The sequence below is a fragment of the Microbacterium sp. SCN 69-37 genome, assembly GCF_001724435.1.
Lineage (GTDB): Bacteria > Actinomycetota > Actinomycetes > Actinomycetales > Microbacteriaceae > Microbacterium > Microbacterium laevaniformans.
Genome location: NZ_MEEL01000050.1, coordinates 1 through 19178 on the forward strand (window position 1 = coordinate 1; position 19178 = coordinate 19178).

The 19178-nt window shown below is 67.2% G+C and carries 23 protein-coding genes; 8 read left to right on the forward strand and 15 right to left on the reverse strand.

Features of this window, described 5'->3' with window-relative positions:
* Positions 1-202 precede the first annotated feature (202 nt).
* The 3 genes from ABS64_RS13350 to ABS64_RS13360 are packed head-to-tail and all read left to right on the forward strand — an operon-like array spanning position 203 to position 2480.
* Positions 203-640, forward strand: a complete 438-nt coding sequence (locus ABS64_RS13350; RefSeq protein ID WP_292684168.1) for a CBS domain-containing protein — start codon at positions 203-205, stop codon at positions 638-640.
* Complete coding sequence (locus ABS64_RS13355; RefSeq protein ID WP_292684128.1) at positions 640-1593, forward strand: ABC transporter permease subunit; 954 nt, start codon at positions 640-642, stop codon at positions 1591-1593. The genes ABS64_RS13350 and ABS64_RS13355 overlap by 1 nt, the downstream gene beginning before the upstream one ends.
* Positions 1590-2480, forward strand: a complete 891-nt coding sequence (locus ABS64_RS13360) for a glycine betaine ABC transporter substrate-binding protein (protein ID WP_061681207.1) — start codon at positions 1590-1592, stop codon at positions 2478-2480. Before ABS64_RS13355 ends, ABS64_RS13360 begins: the two co-directional genes overlap by 4 nt.
* 9 nt (positions 2481-2489) lie before the next feature.
* On the opposite strand, the gene ABS64_RS13365 is transcribed toward ABS64_RS13360, so the two are convergent.
* The 5 genes from ABS64_RS13365 to ABS64_RS13385 all read right to left on the reverse strand — a co-directional run bounded on the left by ABS64_RS13365 (position 2490) and on the right by ABS64_RS13385 (position 7249).
* Positions 2490-3251, reverse strand: a complete 762-nt coding sequence (locus ABS64_RS13365) for a hypothetical protein (protein WP_292684131.1) — start codon at positions 3249-3251, stop codon at positions 2490-2492.
* Positions 3252-3260: 9 nt separating this feature from the next.
* Complete coding sequence (locus tag ABS64_RS13370) at positions 3261-4220, reverse strand: hypothetical protein (RefSeq protein WP_292684133.1); 960 nt, start codon at positions 4218-4220, stop codon at positions 3261-3263.
* A 162-nt stretch (positions 4221-4382) separates the two neighbouring features.
* Positions 4383-4517 carry a hypothetical protein gene (locus ABS64_RS13375; RefSeq protein WP_259457186.1) on the reverse strand — a complete coding sequence of 45 codons (135 nt, stop codon included), beginning with the start codon at positions 4515-4517 and terminating at the stop codon, positions 4383-4385.
* Between the two features lie 5 nt (positions 4518-4522).
* Positions 4523-6859, reverse strand: coding sequence for a phosphoribosylformylglycinamidine synthase subunit PurL (gene purL, locus ABS64_RS13380; RefSeq protein ID WP_292684136.1), 2337 nt, complete (start codon positions 6857-6859; stop codon positions 4523-4525).
* Between the two features lie 120 nt (positions 6860-6979).
* Positions 6980-7249 (reverse strand): hypothetical protein, encoded by a 270-nt coding sequence (locus tag ABS64_RS13385; protein WP_036319319.1) that lies wholly within the window; start codon positions 7247-7249, stop codon positions 6980-6982.
* A 108-nt stretch (positions 7250-7357) separates the two neighbouring features.
* Between ABS64_RS13385 and ABS64_RS13390 the strand changes: the two genes are divergently transcribed.
* The 4 genes from ABS64_RS13390 to ABS64_RS13405 all read left to right on the forward strand — a co-directional run bounded on the left by ABS64_RS13390 (position 7358) and on the right by ABS64_RS13405 (position 10310).
* Entirely contained in the window at positions 7358-7753 is a 396-nt protein-coding gene (locus ABS64_RS13390; protein WP_292684140.1) for a VOC family protein, read from the forward strand.
* A complete protein-coding gene (locus tag ABS64_RS13395) occupies positions 7750-8085 on the forward strand; it encodes a TraR/DksA C4-type zinc finger protein (protein ID WP_292684142.1) in 336 nt (111 codons plus the stop codon). Before ABS64_RS13390 ends, ABS64_RS13395 begins: the two co-directional genes overlap by 4 nt.
* A gap of 539 nt (positions 8086-8624) precedes the next feature.
* Positions 8625-9914 carry an FAD/NAD(P)-binding oxidoreductase gene (locus ABS64_RS13400; protein WP_292684144.1) on the forward strand — a complete coding sequence of 430 codons (1290 nt, stop codon included), beginning with the start codon at positions 8625-8627 and terminating at the stop codon, positions 9912-9914.
* A gap of 96 nt (positions 9915-10010) precedes the next feature.
* Positions 10011-10310: a metal-sensitive transcriptional regulator gene (locus tag ABS64_RS13405; protein ID WP_292684146.1), complete on the forward strand. Its 300-nt coding sequence runs from the start codon at positions 10011-10013 to the stop codon at positions 10308-10310.
* A 219-nt stretch (positions 10311-10529) separates the two neighbouring features.
* On the opposite strand, the gene ABS64_RS13410 is transcribed toward ABS64_RS13405, so the two are convergent.
* From ABS64_RS13410 to ABS64_RS13420, 3 genes are read right to left on the reverse strand one after another with little or no spacing between them, the layout of a single operon-like run.
* Positions 10530-10835, reverse strand: coding sequence for a metal-sensitive transcriptional regulator (locus ABS64_RS13410; RefSeq protein ID WP_292684148.1), 306 nt, complete (start codon positions 10833-10835; stop codon positions 10530-10532).
* Positions 10832-11212, reverse strand: coding sequence for a thioredoxin (trxA, locus tag ABS64_RS13415; protein ID WP_292684150.1), 381 nt, complete (start codon positions 11210-11212; stop codon positions 10832-10834). Before trxA ends, ABS64_RS13410 begins: the two co-directional genes overlap by 4 nt.
* A gap of 45 nt (positions 11213-11257) precedes the next feature.
* The gene (locus tag ABS64_RS13420) at positions 11258-11629 is read right to left on the reverse strand and encodes a rhodanese-like domain-containing protein (RefSeq protein WP_292684152.1); all 372 of its coding nucleotides are present in this window, start codon (positions 11627-11629) and stop codon (positions 11258-11260) included.
* Positions 11630-11810: 181 nt separating this feature from the next.
* On the opposite strand from ABS64_RS13420, the gene ABS64_RS13425 reads away from it, so the two are divergent.
* Positions 11811-12377, forward strand: a complete 567-nt coding sequence (locus ABS64_RS13425; RefSeq protein WP_292684154.1) for a DUF4395 domain-containing protein — start codon at positions 11811-11813, stop codon at positions 12375-12377.
* A 7-nt stretch (positions 12378-12384) separates the two neighbouring features.
* Here ABS64_RS13425 and ABS64_RS13430 read toward each other — a convergent pair whose 3' ends face one another.
* The 7 genes from ABS64_RS13430 to ABS64_RS13460 form a co-directional block, all read right to left on the reverse strand.
* Entirely contained in the window at positions 12385-13137 is a 753-nt protein-coding gene (locus ABS64_RS13430) for a sulfite exporter TauE/SafE family protein (RefSeq protein WP_363331295.1), read from the reverse strand.
* 1 nt (position 13138) lies between these two features.
* Positions 13139-13483, reverse strand: coding sequence for a DsrE family protein (locus ABS64_RS13435; protein ID WP_292684156.1), 345 nt, complete (start codon positions 13481-13483; stop codon positions 13139-13141).
* Positions 13480-13782: a rhodanese-like domain-containing protein gene (locus ABS64_RS13440; protein ID WP_292684158.1), complete on the reverse strand. Its 303-nt coding sequence runs from the start codon at positions 13780-13782 to the stop codon at positions 13480-13482. The genes ABS64_RS13435 and ABS64_RS13440 overlap by 4 nt, the downstream gene beginning before the upstream one ends.
* A gap of 226 nt (positions 13783-14008) precedes the next feature.
* A complete protein-coding gene (locus tag ABS64_RS13445) occupies positions 14009-15418 on the reverse strand; it encodes an MBL fold metallo-hydrolase (protein ID WP_292684161.1) in 1410 nt (469 codons plus the stop codon).
* 55 nt (positions 15419-15473) lie between these two features.
* Positions 15474-16598 carry a hypothetical protein gene (locus ABS64_RS13450; RefSeq protein WP_292684163.1) on the reverse strand — a complete coding sequence of 375 codons (1125 nt, stop codon included), beginning with the start codon at positions 16596-16598 and terminating at the stop codon, positions 15474-15476.
* A complete protein-coding gene (locus ABS64_RS13455; protein ID WP_292684165.1) occupies positions 16595-17437 on the reverse strand; it encodes a cytochrome c biogenesis CcdA family protein in 843 nt (280 codons plus the stop codon). Before ABS64_RS13455 ends, ABS64_RS13450 begins: the two co-directional genes overlap by 4 nt.
* Positions 17434-18165 (reverse strand): thioredoxin domain-containing protein, encoded by a 732-nt coding sequence (locus tag ABS64_RS13460; protein ID WP_292684166.1) that lies wholly within the window; start codon positions 18163-18165, stop codon positions 17434-17436. The genes ABS64_RS13455 and ABS64_RS13460 overlap by 4 nt, the downstream gene beginning before the upstream one ends.
* Positions 18166-19178 lie beyond the last annotated feature (1013 nt).

The following is a 19178-nucleotide window of genomic DNA, read 5'->3' on the forward strand; positions in this document are numbered from 1 at the left end:
GCCCTCGGCTTCCGCAACCTCACCAACTACATCGCCAGATCACTGCTCGAAGCCGGCGGCTTCAGGCCACTGCTACACCCTCAATTGCGATGAGCCGCAAAACGGCACGCCCGAGGAGATCCTCACCGACCCGGCGAACGACTACGTCGCCCAGTTCGTGCAGGACGTCGACCGGGCCCGGGTGCTCACGGCATCCGCCGTCATGGAGCCGCCCACCCTGTCCACCCCGATCACCGCGGGCGTGCGCGGGGCTCTGCGCGCGATGCGCGAGAACCAGGCCGGCGCCGTGTTCGCCATCGAGAACCGGCGCCTGGTCGGCGTCGTGACCGACCGCGCGGTCATCCGCGCCGTGAAGGCGGGTGAGACCGACCTTCGCCGCATCGTCGATCGGCACGTGCCGACCGTGGGGCCAGACGACCTGCTGACCGACATCGTCGAAGCCGCGGTCGAGGCCACCGTGCCGCTCGCCGTCGTCGACGAGCACGGCCGGCTGCGCGGGGTGATCCCGCGCATCACGCTGCTCGCGGCGCTCGGCAACGTCCCGCCCACCACGCGGGAGATGCCCGTCGTGCAGACGCCGCTGGAGATGGTCGCGGAGTTCACGCCGCTCGTCGACGCCGCAGCGGAAGGGGGGCGCTGATGGAGGGGTTCCGTATTCCCATCGGGCAGTGGGCCGAGGCCATCGTCGACGCCCTGAGTGACGCGCTGCGCGGATTCTTCGACGCCGCGGCATTCGTGCTCGGAGCGGTCTACGACGGGGTGGATGCCGTGCTCATGGCGCCCCCGTTCTGGGTGATCGTCGTGCTCGCCGCGGCGGCGTTCGCCGTGAGCGGCTGGCGCCTGGCGCTGGGCACCGCCCTCGGCCTGCTCGTGATCGTGGGCGTCGATCAGTGGGACAACGCGATGGACACCCTCGCCCTGGTCATCGTCGCGGCGCTCGTCGCGATCGTGATCGCGATCCCCGTCGGCATCTGGGCCGCCCGCAGCGACGCCGTCTCGCGCATCGCGCGGCCCGTGCTCGACTTCCTGCAGACGATGCCCGCCTTCGTCTACCTCATCCCCGCGATCATCTTCTTCGGCGTCGGGGCGGTGCCGGGCATGATCGCGACGATCCTCTTCGCGATCGCCCCCGGCGTGCGGCTGACCGAACTCGGCATCCGGGGCGTCGACAGCGAGGTCGTGGAGGCGGGGTACGCGTTCGGGGCTTCGCCGGCGCGTGTGCTGCGGCAGATTCAGATCCCGCTGGCGCTGCCGTCGATCATGGCTGGCGTCAACCAGGTGATCATGCTCAGTCTCTCGATGGTCGTCATCGCGGGCATGGTCGGCGCCGGCGGCCTCGGCGGCGAGATCGTTCGCGCCATCGGGCGCATCAACGTGGGCCTGGGCTTCGAAGCCGGCCTGTCGGTCGTCATGATCGCGATGATCCTCGACCGTCTGACTTCGGTGCTGGGCCGGCCTCGTGCCCCGCGCCGGGCGGGTGCGGCGGGCCGCACCCGCAACGGCGGGTCGACGGCCCGCCCCAGCCGCGGAGAGTCCGCGGCTGACACCGACCGATCCGCGGACAGCACGCGGATGGAGAGGACGTCAGCATGAACAAGACCAAGAGCATCCTGGGCGGTATCGCCCTGAGCGCCGCCGCAGCGCTCACCCTGAGCGGCTGCGCCGGCGGCACGGGAGGCGCGGGCGGTTCCGACGCGAAGTCGATCGAGATCGCCGTGTTCAACGGGTGGGACGAGGGCATCGCCGCGTCGTACCTGTGGCAGTCGATCCTCGAGGACAAGGGCTATGACGTGAAGCTCACGTTCGCCGACGTCGCGCCCGTCTACCAGGGCCTCGCTCGCGGCGACTTCGACCTCGTGCTGGACACCTGGCTGCCCACCACGCACGCCGACTACATGGAGCGCTACGGCGACAAGGTCGATGACCTCGGGGCCTGGAACGACGACGCGCGACTCACCGTCGCCGTCAACGCCGACGCGCCGATCGACTCGCTCGATCAGCTGGCCGCGGCATCCGACCAGTTCGGCGGTCGCATCGTCGGCATCGAACCGGGCTCGGGGCTCATGCGCATCACCGGCGACGATGTCGTTCCCGGCTACGGGCTCGAAGGGATGGAACTCGTGGAGTCGTCCACGCCGGCCATGCTCGCCGAGCTCAAGAAGGCGACGGATGCCGGGCAGAACATCGCGGTGACGCTGTGGCGGCCGCACTGGGCGTACAACGCGTTCCCGGTGAAGGACCTCGCCGACCCGAAGGGCCTGCTGGGGGATGCCGAGAGTATCCACTCGGTGGCCGCGACGTCGTTCGCGAAGGACCACCCCGAGGTGCACGGCTGGATCTCGAACTTCACGATGCCCACCGACACGCTCGCCTCGCTCGAGAACGCGATGTTCAACGAGTACAGCGGTGACGACTACGCGCCGGTGATCAAGAAGTGGATCACCGAGAACCAGGAGTGGGTCGACAGCCTCACGTCCTGACGATCGCGGTCAGCAACGGGGTCCGGCGTCTGCCGGGCCCCGTTTGTCGTCGGGGGTCGGCTGTGGACGCTCGAGCTGCAGGGCGACCTTGGTCTCGAGACGCTCGACGGCCTCGTCGGAGAGCGCCAGCAGGCCGTCGACCTCCTCGCGCACCCGGCGATAGGCGACCTGACGCTCCGCCGGGGTCGCGGACTGGTCGAGCGCGACGGCCAGCAGCTGCTGCGCCGTGGCCAGACGCTTGCGCTCGGCATCGCTGAACTGGGAGTCACGCACGCGCCGGGCGTCACGCTCGGCGAGATCGAACGCGACCTCGTAATCGGTGACGGCGCCGCGGTACTCGGCGACCTGTTCCGCGCTGACCCGCGCATCCGCCGACGCCGGGCGCAGCCGGTCGGCGACCTTCTTGGCGCGCAGGAACGCGGCGGTCAGGGGCTGCCGCCCGTCGCTCATGGTGGGAAAGGCGATCATGCGAGCGACGTCGAGCTCGTACTCCAGCCAGCGCGCGGTGACGTCGTCGTGCACCGCGAAGAGTTTCTCGAGCTGGTCGGGCAGCGGTGACGGCTTCGTGATCGGTTGTGGTTCGCCGGCGCTGGTGACCCGTGTGGACGCGGTGACGGACTTCAGTTCGGCCTTCGCCCGCATGACCTCGAGCCGGCGCGCGTGACGGCGCTGCGCCAGCACGTCCCAGCGACGCACGACGCCGCCGGCGACGCCGAGAAGGGGAAACACCAGCCACCAGTAGCTGCCGGCGAAGGTCCAGAAGTGATCCACGGGCTTACCTTACGCGCGCGGGCGCCCGGGGACGGGCCACACGTGACGGCCGTCATCACCGTCGGCATCCGGACCGCTCGCGGTGCCGGCTCCGGTCGCCGTGCCCGAGGATGCCGTGGTGCGCGTCGCCGGCGACGCGCGCGCCGCCACCACCCGGGCCAGCGCTTCGGTGCCGCGCGCGAGCGCGGTCTGCGTCAGGCTCTGCGCGATGATCGTCCACTGCTCGCGCACCGGGGCACCGGTGCTCGCGGCATCCGGATCTCCGGGTTGGGGGCGTGCGGGTGCGTCACCCGCCGCGCGCGCCTGCCGCCAGGCCTCGGCCTCGGCCACGGCGAAGGCGCGCCCGGCTGCCGCCACCGCGTCGCGGTACGCGGTGAAGCGAGCGGGTGCGACACGGGCGTGCGCCGAGGCGGGGCGGTGCTGGCGCGCCACCTGATCGGCGGCGAGGAATGCGGCGGTGGCGGGCTGGCGCGCATCGGTCATCGCCGGGAAGGCGATGAGCCGTGCCGGATCGGTCTCGTACGTCATCCACCGCGCGATGATCTCGTCGTGTGCGCCCATCACGCGCGCGAGTGGCAGGTGCGCGTCGTCTCCCGCCGGCGGCAGTGCCGCACGAGCGGCCGACACGTGTGCACGCCGCGAGCGGGCCGTCGCGGCCGCCACGCGGACATCGTCGGTGGCGCGATCCAGCTCCCGACGGGCCGCGGCGACCTCTGCCGCGCTCGCCCGACCGGTGGTGCGCTCAGCCTGCAGCCGATCGAGCTCTGCGCGCGCCACCCGCACCGCGGCACGGGCTGTCGCCGCATCGCGCTTCGCGGTGCGCAGCTCGAGTCGGGCCGCGTCCAGCTCGATGCGCCGGCGGCGCTCGCGCCGTTCGCGGCGCAGGCCGAGCCAGCCGAGGGTGCCGGTACCGATCGTCGCCGGTCCGATCCACCAGAACTCGGCGATCGTCGCCCAGAGCGGATCCACGCCCTCAGCCTAGCCAGGCCGCCTGGGAGCGCTCGCAGAGAGGGATGCCGCGGCATCCGCCCGGGTGAGCCGTGACGAACTCCGCAGATGGTGACGAACTCCGCACGTGCGCAGGCGTTGCGCTGCGGAGTACGTGCGTTCCTGCGGAGTTGGTGGCGGGGCTCAGCCGAAGAGCAACGCGAGCACCGTCGCGCCGCCGCCCACGAGGATGAGGGCGACGATCGTGACCCAGGCGATGATGCGGGTGCGGCGCGTGCGCGCCTCGTTCATGCCCTCGTACTCGTCCTGCTCGCTCATGCGGCTCAGCCTACGGGCTCGACCACCGTCGGCCCGAACGCGGCCGGCAGTGTCGCCTGCGACCGCGCGCGCAGTTCGGAGACGGTCAGGGTGAACACGTCCTGCACCTCCAGGGCGTTCTCGGCCGCGTCCGTCGCGGCGTCGGTGACGCCGATGCGCAGCACCGGGTAGCCCCGACCCTCGCACAGCCCGCGGAACTTCACGTCCTCCTCGCGCGGCACCGAGACGATGACGCGGCCGGTGGACTCGCTGAACAGGGCGGTCGCGGCATCCACACCGTCGCGCTCCATGATCTCGCGCAGCCAGACGCGGGCGCCGACGCCGAAGCGCGTCACCGCCTCGGCCAGGGCCTGGGCGAGCCCGCCCGACGAGAGGTCGTGGGCGCTGGAGACCAGCTCCTGCTGGGATGCCGCGTGGATGAGCTCCGCGAGACGCTTCTCCTGGGCGAGGTCGACCGCCGGCGGGCGTCCGCCGAGGTGGCCGTGCACGGTCTCTGCCCACGCCGAGCCGCTCAGCTCGGTGGCCGTGACGCCCAGCAGGTAGATGTTCTCGCCGGCATCCTGCCAGCCGCTCGGAATGCGACGGGCGACGTCGTCGATGATGCCCAGAACGCCGACGACGGGTGTCGGGAAGATCGGGGTGTCGCCGGTCTGGTTGTAGAAGCTGACGTTGCCGCCGGTGACCGGCACGCCGAGCTCGAGGCACGCGTCGGCGAGACCGTCGACCGCCTGACCGAACTGCCACATCACCTCGGGGTTCTCCGGGCTGCCGAAGTTGAGGCAGTCGGTGACGGCGGTGGGCACCGCACCGGTGACGGCGACGTTGCGGTACGCCTCGGCGAGGGCCAGCTGCGCGCCCGCGTAGGGGTCGAGCTGGCAGAAGCGCCCGTTGCAGTCGGTGGCGATGGCGAAGCCGAGGCCGCTCTCCTCGTCGACGCGGATCATGCCGGCGTCGTCGGGGAAGCTGAGGGCGGTGTTTCCCATGACGTAGTAGTCGTACTGGTTGGTCACCCAGCTGGTGTCGGCGAGGTTCGGGCTGCCGAGCAGGTCGAGGAACTGCGCCTTCAGCGTCTCGGCGTCATCGGTACGGGGCAGGGCGGATGCCGAGTCGTCGCGCAGGGCGTCGATCCATGTCGGGTAGGCGACGGGGCGATCGTAGACGGGGCCGTCGACGGCCACGGTCGAGGGGTCGACGTCGACGATCTGCTCGCCGTGCCAGAAGATCTGCAGCCGGCCGTCGCCGGTCACCTCGCCGAGGACGCTCGTCTCGACATCCCACTTGCCGGTGACGGCGAGGAACGCGTCGAGCTTCTCGGGCGCGACGATCGCCATCATGCGCTCCTGGCTCTCGCTCATGAGGATCTCCTCCGGCGTGAGCGTGGGGTCGCGCAGCAGCACGTTCTCGAGGTCGACACGCATGCCCGAACCGCCGTTGGCCGCCAGCTCGCTCGTGGCGCAGGAGATGCCCGCAGCTCCCAGGTCCTGGATCGCCTCGACGAGTTCGTCGCGGTACAGCTCCAGGCAGCACTCGATGAGCACCTTCTCGGCGAACGGGTCGCCCACCTGCACCGCGGGACGCTTGGTGGGGCCGCCGTCGGCGAAGGTGTCGGAGGCGAGGATCGACGCGCCGCCGATGCCGTCGCCGCCGGTGCGGGCGCCGAAGAGCACCACCTTGTTGCCGGCGCCGGTGGCGTTGGCGAGCTTGATGTCTTCGTGGCGCATGACGCCCACCGCGAGGGCGTTGACCAGCGGGTTGCCCTGGTAGACGGAGTCGAACACCGTCTCGCCGCCGATGTTCGGCAGGCCCAGGCAGTTCGCGTAGAAGCTGATGCCGCTGACCACGCCGTGCACGACGCGGGCGGTGTCGGGATTGTCGATGGCGCCGAAGCGCAGCTGGTCCATGACGGCCACCGGGCGCGCACCCATCGAGATGATGTCGCGGACGATGCCGCCCACGCCGGTCGCCGCGCCCTGGAAGGGCTCGATGTAGCTGGGGTGGTTGTGGCTCTCGACCTTGAACGTGACAGCCCAGCCCTCGCCGACGTCCACGACGCCCGCATTCTGGCCCATGCCGACCATGAGGCGGGCCTTCATCTCCTCCGAGACCTTCTGGCCGAAGCGGCGCAGATAGATCTTCGACGACTTGTAGGAGCAGTGCTCGCTCCACATCACCGAGTACATCGCCAGCTCGCCGCTGGTGGGACGGCGGCCGAGGATCTGCTTGATCTGGTCGTACTCGTCGCTCTTGAGTCCGAGTGCCGCGTACGGCTGCTCCTTCTCCGGCGTCTGGACGGCGTTCTCGACAGTGTCTGCGACCTTGCTGTCGGATGCGGGGGTGCTCACGCGGCGGGACTCCAAGACTCGGGTGCCGGGGACGGCCTCAGTCTAGCCGGGCCGCCGTCGGCCGGGCGGCCCCGAGCTCCTCCACCCGCGGTGAGATGGAGGAGGCCGGGACGGGCCCGGTCAGGCCTCGTCGTCGATCACACCGATGCCCACGGCGTGATGGCTGGGCTCGGCGGCCTGCGGCAGCGTGGGTTCGATCGGGTTCGGGGCGAGCGGCTCGTCGGGGTTCGGGGCGAGCGGCTCGTCCGGGTGCGGCGCCAACGGCTCTTCGCCGGGATCCTTCTCCGTGCTCGGCTCGGTCAGCTCCTCGGTATCGGGCTCGGTCGCGGCGGGGGCGTCTTCGGTCCCGACGCCAGGCGTCGTGTCGGGGGATGTCTGCGGGGTGGTCATGTCGTCCTCCTTCGTCATGAGCTCCACTGTTCGCTGCCGTCGGCGGCGACGCACGGGGGTTGACAGGAGGGGTCGTGGATGTCGTCGCCGCGACGTATCCTCGCCCTCATGACCGGACTCACTCCGTACCTCTCCTTCGACGGCACCGCACGCGACGCCCTCGAGTTCTACCGCGGGGTGTTCGGCGGCGAGCTCGTCCTCGCGACGTTCGGCGAGCTCGGGCGCGACGACGGGCCCGCGGATCACATCGCGCACGGGATGCTGCAGGGTCCCGTCGAACTGTTCGCGTCGGATGCCGCTCCCGGCGAGCCGACTCTGGAGCTCCGCGGCATCCTGTTCTCCCTCTTGGGCACCGCCGAGCCGGCGACGCTCGAGGAGTGGTTCGCGGCGCTCGCCGAGGGCGGCGACGTGCTCGACCCACTCGCGCTGCGACCCTGGGGCGACCATGACGGTCAGGTGCGCGACCGGTTCGGGGTGGCCTGGCTCATCGGCTACCAAGGATGACCGACCCGGTCGACCGGCTTCGCGCCCGCGCGGTGGAGCTCGACGCGTTGTGGGCGCGGCTGGACGCCGACGAGGCGTCGGTGCTCTCCGACCGTGCCGACGCGACCGCCGACGACGAGCACGATCCGGAGGGGTCGACCCTCTCCGGCGAGTGGCAGCGCATCGACGCACTGCGTCGTTCGGTGCAGGACGAGCGGGCGGAGGTCGACGCCGCGCTCGCCCGCGTGGATGCCGGGACCTACGGCATCTGCGTCGTCTGCGGGAACGTGATCGCCCCGGGCCGGTTGGAAGCCCGGCCGATGGCCACGACCTGCATCGACTGCGCCGCCTGACCCTTAGCGCCCGCGAGGTGGACGACTCGGCGGTCTCACGCACCAGGCGGAAGAGGGCGGCTGCGTCAAGGGTGAGCAATCCGGAGCGCTCCCTGCCCGGTCACGGCGTTCACAACTCCGGAACGGTGGCCAGCAGACCCCGCGACGCGCCGAGGTCGCGCCATGATGGCCACGAATCTCCGGACTTGTGAACGGCAGGGCGGCCGGCGCTCGCCCGACAGGTGTCGGGAACGTCGACGAGTGTCGGGAATGCGGTGAGATGACACTGGATGTCACGCACAGCGTGGCTTTCCGTCCCCTCGTGGTCCGCTTTGGCGTGACACTTTCCGGCCGGTTGGCCGGTTGGCCGGTTGGCGGGGCGGGCAATTCCCGGAGCTTCCCTATCGGGTGGGATCCCCGGGCGCCATTCGATCAGAGCGATCGAAGATCGGCGTCATCGGGCATCTCGGGACCTTGGCCGACCGGATCCGATCTGCCAGGTGTCGAATCAATACCCAGGCGGGTATATTCCAGAGTGGGAGCAAGCAAAGGAGCTAACTATGTCTACTTGGAAAGCTGCGCTGATGGGTGCTGTGGGGGTGGGTGCAGGCGTTTCTGCGGCTGCTTGGGCCGAGCAGAGACGTCGGAGAGATCCGCTTCGTTCGAAGATCGTGATTGTCGGCGGAGGGACTGCTGGCATCGACGTCGCAGCGCGGCTGTGCCGACAGCTTGCTAACCCTGACGTAACGATTATCGATCCGGCGGAGCAGCACTCCTATCAACCCGGGTGGACACTGGTCGCCGCGGGAGTGTTCCCCAAGAAGCATTTCGATCGCGCGGAGGCATCTCTGATTCCGCGGCCGGCTGTATGGATTCGTGAACGTGTTGCCTCGTTCGAGCCGGAAGCGGACGCAGTCATTCTTGAATCCGGGAAGCGCATCGGCTACGACTACCTGGTCGTCGCTGCCGGGCACCAGCTGGACTATGCAAAGGTCGATGGGGTCGAAGGTAGGGTCGGGCGGAATGGCCTCTATAGCAATTACACCGGTGACGGTGCGACGGCAACGTGGCGCGATATTCGCTCGTTCGAGGGGGGTACCGCCCTCTTCGTGGAGCCGAAGGGGCCCATAAAGTGCGGGGGCGCACCGCAGAAGATTGCGTATCTTGCGGACTCCCACTGGCGGCGAAGCGGTGTTCGCGATCGAATCGATCAGCGGTTTGTCACGGGCAAGCCGGTGATCTTCGGGTCGCCGTATTACCGACCTGCTCTCGAGGAGGTGATGCGCCGTAAGGCGATCACGCCCGTCGTCAGCCACAACCTCGTCTCGGTGGATCCCGACCAGAAGATCGCCACGTTCGACACCGGGGAGGGTGATATGACGATGGACTATGACTTCCTCCACTTCTGCCCTCCGCAGTCCGCGCCGGACTTCATCAAGGCGAGCGCTTTGGCGGATGCCTCCGGGTACGTGGAAGTGGATAGCTCAACGCTTCAGCACAAGCGGTTCCCGAACGTGTTCGGCCTCGGCGATTCCAGCAATCTGCCGACCTCCAAGACGGGCGCTGCGATCCGCAAGCAAGCCCCGGTTGTCGTACACAATCTTCTTCGGCATGCCGCGGGAGCAGATCTTGCCGTCGATTCTCTCGAGTACCACGGCTACAGTTCGTGCCCTGTCGTCACGGACTACGGCAAGATGATGCTTGCTGAGTTCGATTACAGCCTGAAGCCCACTCCCACCCTGCCGCCCTGGGACCATGACTCGCGTGTTCCGACGTACGCGAACTGGTTGATAAAGACCCGGGCGTTGCCGGTCCTGTACTGGCAAGGGATGATGCGGGGTCTCGCGTGACCTTCTGTTTCGGCTACCCCGCGGGGTATCACCGGACGTGCGAGAATTGGAGTCAAGCGACACCATCGTGAGCGCAGGTATCAGGAGGAAATCGAGATGACAGAACCGGTGCAGGCGGATGCTACTGGCGATCGCTCGGTCGAGCTAGCGGCGAAGCAGCGCAAGATCGTGAACCGGCTGAGGCGCGCGCAAGGTCAACTCGCCGCTGTCGTGAAAGCGGTGGATTCGGGGGCGGAGTGCCGTGATGTCGTGATCCAACTCGCGGCTGTCTCAAAGGCGCTGGACCGCGCGGGTTATGCCATTGTCGCCACCGCGATGCAGAACTGCATCATCGACCCGGAGAGCGAATCCGTAACGCAAGACGAGCTCGAGAAGCTTTTCCTCACCCTCGCCTGAAAGCTGATCGCCTCCGGGCGAGGATGAGTGCGTCAGCGCCCGAAGAGTCGGGCGAAGAATCCTGTTGAAGGCTCGTTGGCGTGTCCCTCACAGCGCTGCGACCTCGGGATTCCGCGCATCACCTGGTCGACGTGCTGTCCGCAACCGCCCCAGCTCGCCTTGCCGCATTTCTTACACGTCTTCTGGTAGCACATCTCGGTTCTCCTTCTTGTGCCTGAGTCAGGCGAGCATCATGAAGAGCTTTTCGATCTCTTCGGGTGTGGGGTCGGTATCGGTTCGGCTGCCTTCTGGCGTTGCGAGGCACTCCCTCATGGCCGTGGAGACGATGGTGAAGCCGGCCCGGTTGAGCGCACTCGTGACGGCAGCGAGTTGCATCACGACGTCGCGACATGGATCGTTCGCGTCTACGGCTGCGATGACGGCGTCAAGCTGTCCACGGGCTCGACGCAGTCGGTGCGAGATCCGCTTCTGTGCGTGTGGGTCCTGGATCGCCGACTCGTCGGTGGACGCGGTAGCGACGCTCATGACGTCGCCCCCGCAGACTCGGACTGGCGGCGGAGCTGCTCTCGCACTTCCGTCATGTCCAGTGCTCGGGTGGCGGTGATGACCTGTTCGAGTTGCGCACCGTTGAGTGCTCCGGGCTGAGAGAACACGCCGATGCCGCTCCGGAACACCATCAGGGTCGGGATGGACCGGATCTTAAAGCCGGCGGCGAGCTCCTGTTCTGCTTCGGTGTCGATCTTGCCGAATGCGATGTCCGGGTGCGTGTCGGAGGCTTTCTCGAAGACCGGCGCGAAGGCGCGGCAGGGGCCGCACCATGCGGCCCAGAAATCGAGGATCACGATGTCGGTGCCGCTGATGGTGTCGCGGAGGTTGTCGCCGGTGACGGTAAGAGTGGTCATTGTGGTCCTTTCAATCCGGGCAATGGGCGATGAGTTCGGCCGTTGTCACTGGACGATGGCGAGACCGGTGGCCTGTTCGGCCTCGGAGATCCCGCCCGCATCCTGCACTTCGAGTCCCGCAGCTTCCATGGCGGTGACTGCCTGTGCGGAGCGGTTGCCGGACTGGCAGTAGACGACGTACTCGTCGTCGGGGTCCAGCTCTGCAATGGTCGCGTCGAATTCCGCCGATTGGAGGTCAATGTTGACGGCGCCCTCCAGATGGCCGCCGGCGTATTCCGCCGGTGTGCGCACATCGACGACGACGGTGTCCTCTCCGATGGCGATCGAGGGGGGCGTTGCGGCTGTGCAGCCGCTCATCACGACGGCCAGGGCCAGGGCCGCTCCGATCGTGATGGCTCGCAGGCTACGCCGCGGCATAAGGGTGACCCTCGCATCGCTGATCAGCCGGGACTCCGTAGAGGGCTTCTTCCACATGCTGACCGCAGCCTTCCCAGGTCGCTTTGCCGCATTGTTCACACGTCACTCGAGCACACATTCCTTCTACCTTTCGTCAGATCGGAGTCGAGCTTATCATACCCCCTAGGGTATTATTGTGCGCATGCAGCTACCTCCATCAGAGAAGGAACAGCCCATCGTCGGTCAGTGGGTCGAGGGCCTCGATGTGCCGGTCGTCAATGAACGGGCGGTGCGCGCGTCGGCGGGGATCCTCTTCCTGGGCGGGTTCGCAGCGTGGCTGTGGGGGGTGATCACCGGGGATCTGCAACCGATGCGGGTCTTCGGAATCGTGTTCGCCATCGAGATGATGGTGCGATTGTTCGTAGGAACGGCTTTCACCCCGACGCTCGTGATGGGCGCGCTGATCACTCGCCCGCAGCGCCCGGAGTGGGTGGAGGCGCGGTCGAAGCTCCTTGCGTGGCGGATGGGCTTCGGAATGTCTCTGGCAGGATGCTTCAGCCTGGGGTGGCTGGGTCTTCCGGCGATCATCGCGCAGGTGATCTGTGGGATGTGTCTTCTGCTGCTGTATCTGGAGACGGCCTTCGGGATCTGCCTGGGATGCGTCGTCGCGCAGCGCTTCGCACGTCGCAAGCCACAGCTATGCGCGGGCGACACCTGCACCTACACGCCACCAGCCCGAGGCGAGCAGCATTCGATTCTCCGTGACTGAGCCTGGCTCAGACGAGCGGTATGACGGTCGTGATGATCGTCACCACCGCGATACACAGGACGAGGATCGCGAAGCTCAGCTGCAGGACCCTTCCCGGCAGCCTCCCCGCAAGTCGCGCCGCAAGGAGCGAGGCGATCATGGCGGGGATTGTGAAGGCAAGGGTCAGCGGGATGTCCAGGCCTCCGACGCTGAAGTGGGCGGCCGCTGCGGCCAGTGAATTGATCACGATGATGATGAGTGAGGTGCCGATCGCGCGCTTCATCGGCATCTGCAACATGAGGGTCAGTGCCGGCACGATCACGAACCCACCGCCGACGCCGAGTAGCCCGGTGAGCAGGCCCACGCCCAGCCCGATGAGCAGCGCGCGGAAGAGCCACCCACGCTGTCGCTCAGGATCCTCGGTGCGAGCGGTCAACGGCCGGAGCATCCGGATGCCGGCGGCTACCATCAGCAGCCCGAAGACGATGAGAAGAACCGACTGCGGGAGCAGCGTGTTCAGAGCGGTGCCTGCCAAGGCGGCCGGAACACCTGCCAGGCCCACAGTCATGGCAACCGGCCAGTCGATGCCTCCGCGCAGCCGAGGAAGGACGGCCGTGGAGGCGGAGGCGACGGCCATCACAAGCGATGTCGCCATCGCGTCCGCGACGGGAACTCCGACGATACCGACCAGAGCAGGAACGGCGATGATTCCGCCGCCTGCACCGACTAGACCCAGGATCGCGCCGACGATCAGTCCGAGGGCGATGACGACGAAGATCACGTCAGACGCGAATGTACGCGGCGCCGGCCCACTGGCGTTCAGCGAGGTGGGCGACGGCGGACGGCACGATCTGCACCCCGGGAGCCATCTGAGAGGACTCGAGGTGAGCCCGTTGCATGCTGTTTCCGCATGCCACGATGCGGACACCTCGAGCGAGTGTCGCGGCGGTGTCCTCGTCGAACCCGCCGCCCACCGCGATTCCGGTGACCGCGATGCCCTGAACCACGACTTGGACGATGCTCTCCGGCATCGCCTGGACTGCGTTTCGTCCTACCCTCAGCGCTCCCGCCACGACCGCCGGATCTTCGTCGAACGCGTGGATGAGGACCTCTCGCGCCGTGGTCACTGCTGCACCGGCAGGCCTGCAGCGATCCACGCGGTGGTGCCGCCCGTGACGTTCACCGAGGTCACGCCCAGCGATTCCAGCGCGTCGCAGGCGAATGCGCTGCGCCGGCCGGACTGGCAGATGACATAGACCGTATCCGCGCCGCGGAGTTCCGCGGAACGTTCACGGACGTCCCCCAGCGGGATATTCACCGCCGAGGGGACGTGGCCGCCCCCATATTCATCGGGCTCTCGTACGTCGATGACGACGGCGCCACGCAGGCCGGAAAGGTCGTTCACCGAGATCTCGTTCAGGCTCATGTCATGCCGTCCCGAAGATGCGCGCGAACAGCCCTGCGGAAGGCTCGGCTTGGTGTCCACGGCATCTCTGTGAGCGAGGGATATTGCGCATGACCTCGTCGACGTGTTGGCCGCATCCAGACCAGGTGGTCTTTCCGCATCTGCGGCAGGCGACTGCACTGCACATGAGTGGTTCCTTTCGGGCGCGCGAACCTGCGTCGTGCGCTGGGTTCTCGTGACAGAAGAATCAGGATACGTTCGCGGTCTCAACCTGCTGATGTGCTCGAACCCAGCCGAGGTAACTTCCGGCGAGTTCGACCACAGGGATCCCCGCGCGACGCAGTGCCTGGCTGGCGACGATGTTGCGCGCACCGCTCTGGCAGTAGGTGACGATCGTACGGTCTGTGGGGAGGCGGTCGGTCTCCCAGAGCACACGGCCCGCACCGATTCTCGTCGCCCCAGGCACGTGCCCGGCGGCGTATTCGCTGGCCTCGCGGACATCGAGCACGAACACCTCACCGAGGTCACTGAGAGCATCCGGCGTTACCGTCGATGATGTCACGGTGGGAAGACCGTCAAGAGAGGTGATGTAGCCGGCGTAGGAGTCGATGCCCACCCGGATGAGGTGTGCTCTGACGTACTCGGCTTGCTCGTCGTCGCCCGCCAGGATGATGATCGGTCGCTTCTCCCGCTCCGGGTCGATGGCCCACGCTCCCCAGGCCGCGGTCTTACCCACGGCGGGGATGGCGAGGGCGCCGGGGAGGGATCCGGCGCGCACGGCGTTCGGTGCACGCGTGTCGACGAGCACCGCGGACTCGTCACTGACCCGTGTCAGCGCGTCTGCCGCACTCATCTCGGTCAGGTCACTGAGTGGCCCGAGGAGGGCGGGCCCGTCACGGTTTTCACGCTTCATACGGGCGAAGTACGCGTGCGCGTCGGGCTGCCCATCGAGGAGTTCTGCGATAAAACCCTCGCGGTCGTCTGCGGCAAGGTAGGGACCCCACCAGGCATGTAGGCGTTCGTAGCCCACCGTCGTCGATGCGATCGCTCCGAGCGCCTTTCCGCATGCGCTTCCGGCGCCATGCGCCGGGTGGATCTGAACGTGGTCGGGCAACTCGAGGAGCACGGTGCGGAGACTGTCGAATAGATCGCTCGCCCCCTGGAACCGGGTGTCCTGTCCGCCTGCCGCCTCGTCGAGCAGATCAGGCCTTCCTAGGTCGCCGACGAAGACGAAGTCTCCCGACAGCATGTAGCCGGGCTCGTCGGCGAACGCACCGTCGGTCACGAGGAACGCCAGGTGCTCCGGGGTATGGCCTGGCGTGTGACGGGCTTGGACGCGAATGTTCCCGACAGTGACGACATCACCATCGTGAAGCAGATGCGCGTCGAACCCGTACTGCCAATCGAGGCCGCCCTCGCCGGAGACGTAGATCGCCGAATCCGTCGCCCGGGCAAGTTCTCTTGTCCCGGACAGGTAGTCGGCGTGAATGTGGGTCTCGGTCACCGCGACGATGCGCATACCGTGCTTGGACACAGCATCGAGGTACACCTGCACATCACGACGGGGATCGACCACCATCGCCTCGCCGGTGGCCTGACAACCGATCAGGTAACTTGCCTGAGCCAAGTCGTCATCGTAGAAGCGCTCCAACAGCATGTCTGTCCCCTTTCACAAGTACATCCACTCCAGGATACCCCTAGGGGTATGACTGTCAAGAGGTGGGGAGGATTTCGTACAGACGCGAGGTATCGGTGGACCGCACCTCAAACCCAGAGCGCAATGTCAACAGGGGGCCGGGGTCTTCGGTCGGTTCGAAGGAGTCGTCCGAGATCGCCCGGTTGAGATAGCCGCTGGATCCGGTGAACCAGATCTCGTCTGCCGCAGCCGATACGGGCAGAGAGCCGTCGGGGACGTCTTCCGTCCACAGTCGGCCATGTTCTGACGAGACCCCGGACACCATACGGGAGCCGGCTGTCTCTGCGGTGAAGATCGCGACGTTTCCCCCGGGTGTGACCAGCGTGCGCGCATCCGGCTGGCCGGGAAGCGTCGCGAGGAGCGTCCCGTCGATGAAGCGGTGAACCGTGAACACTGGCCCGCGGGCTGTCGGCCACTCGAGTACGAGGAAAGAGCCCACGCTGATCTCTTGTCCGACCGTAACGGTCGCCGGGCCGGTGGCGTCTTCCGGGGCGACCTCCGCTGAGCGCCAGAGCACGGGAGCGGACGGGTCCGACGCGTCGCGAACGAGGACCCTGTCCGGAGCCTGCGTGGCGAGTAGACCGTCTGCAGCGTAGACAGCTCGCTCCCCGGCAGGAAGATCGAGGGCCGCACCCGTGGAGGGTGAGAGGGCGATCGTCGGTGAAGTTTCGGAACTGAGCGCACCGCCGAGCATCTCCGTGGTGATGAGGCCATCATCGGAGAGGCCACCGGCGACGGGTTCCGGCCCCCAGGCGACGGTGCCGTCCGTGCGGAATGCTGTGGCAACGGTCGTGGAGGCGAGCCGCCCGTCCTGCACGGACGCATCGGAGTCCAACACGACAAGCAGGTCGTCGCCATCGACGCGCGTCACGGCGAATCCTGCACAAGCGGGGTTGGTGTGCACCTCCCATCGCGTCCGACCATCCGTCACGACGAAAGTCAGGTCGGCCGACTCCTCGCCGGGGTACCGCACGGCGACGAAACCGTCCCCGAACGCCGTGGGAGACCGGTCGAACGTGACAGTATCCGTCGCGGTGGTGACGGTACCCGCGATGGCGCCCAGGGGTTGTTCCGGCGCACACCCGGAGATCACGATCGCCCCCGCGCAGATGAGGACCCCTGCGGCCAGAGATCGTCTCACCGGCGAGTCTCCTCGCGGGCCTCGGAGGCGGTCTGGCGCTTTCGAAGAGCGAACACGAGGGCGAGGACGGCCAGGAGCAGGACTGCCACAAGCAGCATCACCACATCGGGGATCGCCGACGTCGCCCCCAGCGCCCAGGTTTCCGCTTCATACTGCTGGCCGATGGTGAGGACACCACCCAGGGATGTGGTCCCGTCCGTGACCAGAAGCAGGATGCCGATGCCCACAGACAACGCGCCGGCGACGACCATCGTCCAGCTGTTCCGCCACCTCCCCAGGCGCAGCTCGCGGGGACGAACGAGCGCGCGAATCCGACCACCCCACGCATTCCACAACAACGCAAGCACGAACAGCGGAGCCGCCATCCCGAGGGCATACAGCGACATCAGCACAGCCCCGTAGGCGCTGTTGCCCCCGAGCGCTGCGACCGTCAGGACCGAACCAAGGATCGGTCCTGCGCACACGCCCGCCACACCGTAGACGGCGCCGAGCAGGAAGACCGCCACGGGGGACGTGCTCTCGTTGCCTGAGGTTCGGGTGATGCCGGGGATGGGAAGACCGGAGAGCTGAAGGAGCCCGAGCAGGATGATGACCGTGGCAGCGACAGCGACCAGGAGGCTCCGGTTCTCGGTGACGAAACGACCAACGAGCCCTGCGAGTATCCCCAACGGGACGAGCGTCGCCAGCAGGCCGAGGAGGAACACGGACGTACGGCCAAGGAGGCGCCGCGGAGAACCAAACGCGTAGGCGAAGAACGCGGGCAGCAGCATCACCGAGCAGGGGCTGAGCAATGTCAGCACGCCGCCCAGAAACGCACCAGCCAGGCCGATGTCAATCATCGACCCACCCGGTCGAGCTCCGATTCAATGGCCTGCTGGAAAGCCTCCAGAGGCTGAGCCCCCACAACCGGGGTCTGCCCGACGAGGAAGATCGGTGTGCTGGTGACGCCGAGGGAGTACCCCTCATCCAGGTCGGCCTGGACGCGGGCCTGCAGATCCGGATCATCCATGTCGCTCTCGAACTTCACCAGATCAGGCACTCCGATGCTCTGGGCGATCTCGATGAGCCGTTCACGTGGAAGCTCGGCATGACCGCGTTCCGGGGCGTCAGCGAACACAGCATCGTGGAACTCCCAAAAAAGACCCTGCTCTCCGGCGGCGCGGCCCGCGTAGGCGGCGGTGATCGACTCGTCGCCGAAAACGGGTAAGTCTCGCCACTCGATCCTGACGAGTCCGTCTTCGACGTATTCGTCGATGATCGCCGGCTGCGTGTCGCGGGCGAAGACACCGCAGAAGGGGCACCGGTAGTCCGCCCACTCCACAATCACCACAGGCGCATCGACATCGCCCAGCGCCGTCGGGTCATCGGCATCTCGCCGCGCAAGATCCGGTAGTGGCGCCGCGCTCTCCGATTCCGATTCAGCGGCCGGCACCGCGGCCTCAGGCGAACCGCCTCCCGACGTCACGAGAAAGGTCACGATGACGATCACCAGCACGCCGATGATCGCAATCAGGCTGATCACAAGCGGGGTCATTCGCGATCTGGTCGAGTTGTCGGTCTGGCTCATCTGTCAGGCTCCCGTCGTCGCACGAGCTTTCCACGCTAGATACCTCTTGGGGTATCCGCAACCCGTCGCGGACGCGATGCAGTATCATGATCGAGATACCCCAATGGGTATACGAGTGGAGGTCTGGCATGGCAATCATCGAGTTCCTCGGATCGGTACCGCCACCCGAGCGCTTCGCAAACTGCCGCGGTCTCAGCGAACTGAACGCGCGCAGCGTCATCGACCCGGTCGGCCGGTCGCACGTCGAGCAGGCCGTAAGAGCCGTCTGCGAAGAGCGCCATCAGATCAGGGAAGTGCGAGTACCCCGATAGCCGCGATCCGTGCCCGAAGGTAATCGCCATCGGCTGGGCCCACAGCCTCTCCACCCGTCCGCTGAACTCCAACCACAGGACCTCCCAGCGCTCTTCCTGGGACTCGCACCACACATGGGTCCCTGTCGGTTGCCAGAAATACAGGCTGGGCGTGAATCTGAAGCGGAGGCCCTTCGATTTGCGCAAGGGCAGAGGATCGATCCCCGCCCAGTCTCGGTCACCAAGGTCGCGTCCGATGACCGCGTATTCGTGCTCGCCGGGCTTGTGATGTGCGTTGTCGTCCGGGCGTGAAATCCAATGCAGCTCGGTGGACGATGTACGGCGTCGGGGGACCATCTGCTGAGGTCCAGCTACTGGGAGCACCCGCATCACCTCTCGCAAGCGAAGTCGGTGTCTGACGTTGCGAGGACGATGGGCTGATCGGAGCCCAATCGCTCCTCTATCCAGTTCCGATGTTCTTCCCCGGCGAAGAACAACCCGTCATCGTCATCGGCGTGTCGTGACACTCAATGTCATTGGATTGTCCGCCTGTGTCACGCAAGGCCGGTCTGTGTCACCCGAACACGTTCCCGACACCCACTGTCGGGAACGCGGTGAGATGGCACTAGATGTTGTGTCTCGTGAGGTTGGTGACGTTCGGCGGGTCGCTCGGGAGTAGGTGAGGTCCTCCGGGTGGGATGTGAAACGACTAAGAATCGCATT

Bases quoted from the DNA above. Each gene is read 5' to 3' on its own strand.
- ABS64_RS13350 (WP_292684168.1), top strand. From the start codon at position 203: ATGGAGCCGCCCACCCTGTCCACCCCGATCACCGCGGGCGTGCGCGGG.
- ABS64_RS13355 (WP_292684128.1), top strand. From the start codon at position 640: ATGGAGGGGTTCCGTATTCCCATCGGGCAGTGGGCCGAGGCCATCGTC.
- ABS64_RS13360 (WP_061681207.1), top strand. From the start codon at position 1,590: ATGAACAAGACCAAGAGCATCCTGGGCGGTATCGCCCTGAGCGCCGCC.
- ABS64_RS13375 (WP_259457186.1), bottom strand. From the start codon at position 4,517: ATGAGCGAGCAGGACGAGTACGAGGGCATGAACGAGGCGCGCACGCGC.
- ABS64_RS13385 (WP_036319319.1), bottom strand. From the start codon at position 7,249: ATGACCACCCCGCAGACATCCCCCGACACGACGCCTGGCGTCGGGACC.
- ABS64_RS13390 (WP_292684140.1), top strand. From the start codon at position 7,358: ATGACCGGACTCACTCCGTACCTCTCCTTCGACGGCACCGCACGCGAC.
- ABS64_RS13395 (WP_292684142.1), top strand. From the start codon at position 7,750: ATGACCGACCCGGTCGACCGGCTTCGCGCCCGCGCGGTGGAGCTCGAC.
- ABS64_RS13400 (WP_292684144.1), top strand. From the start codon at position 8,625: ATGTCTACTTGGAAAGCTGCGCTGATGGGTGCTGTGGGGGTGGGTGCA.
- ABS64_RS13405 (WP_292684146.1), top strand. From the start codon at position 10,011: ATGACAGAACCGGTGCAGGCGGATGCTACTGGCGATCGCTCGGTCGAG.
- ABS64_RS13410 (WP_292684148.1), bottom strand. From the start codon at position 10,835: ATGAGCGTCGCTACCGCGTCCACCGACGAGTCGGCGATCCAGGACCCA.
- trxA (WP_292684150.1), bottom strand. From the start codon at position 11,212: ATGACCACTCTTACCGTCACCGGCGACAACCTCCGCGACACCATCAGC.
- ABS64_RS13420 (WP_292684152.1), bottom strand. From the start codon at position 11,629: ATGCCGCGGCGTAGCCTGCGAGCCATCACGATCGGAGCGGCCCTGGCC.
- ABS64_RS13425 (WP_292684154.1), top strand. From the start codon at position 11,811: ATGCAGCTACCTCCATCAGAGAAGGAACAGCCCATCGTCGGTCAGTGG.
- ABS64_RS13440 (WP_292684158.1), bottom strand. From the start codon at position 13,782: ATGAGCCTGAACGAGATCTCGGTGAACGACCTTTCCGGCCTGCGTGGC.
- ABS64_RS13445 (WP_292684161.1), bottom strand. From the start codon at position 15,418: ATGCTGTTGGAGCGCTTCTACGATGACGACTTGGCTCAGGCAAGTTAC.
- ABS64_RS13455 (WP_292684165.1), bottom strand. From the start codon at position 17,437: ATGATTGACATCGGCCTGGCTGGTGCGTTTCTGGGCGGCGTGCTGACA.
- ABS64_RS13460 (WP_292684166.1), bottom strand. From the start codon at position 18,165: ATGAGCCAGACCGACAACTCGACCAGATCGCGAATGACCCCGCTTGTG.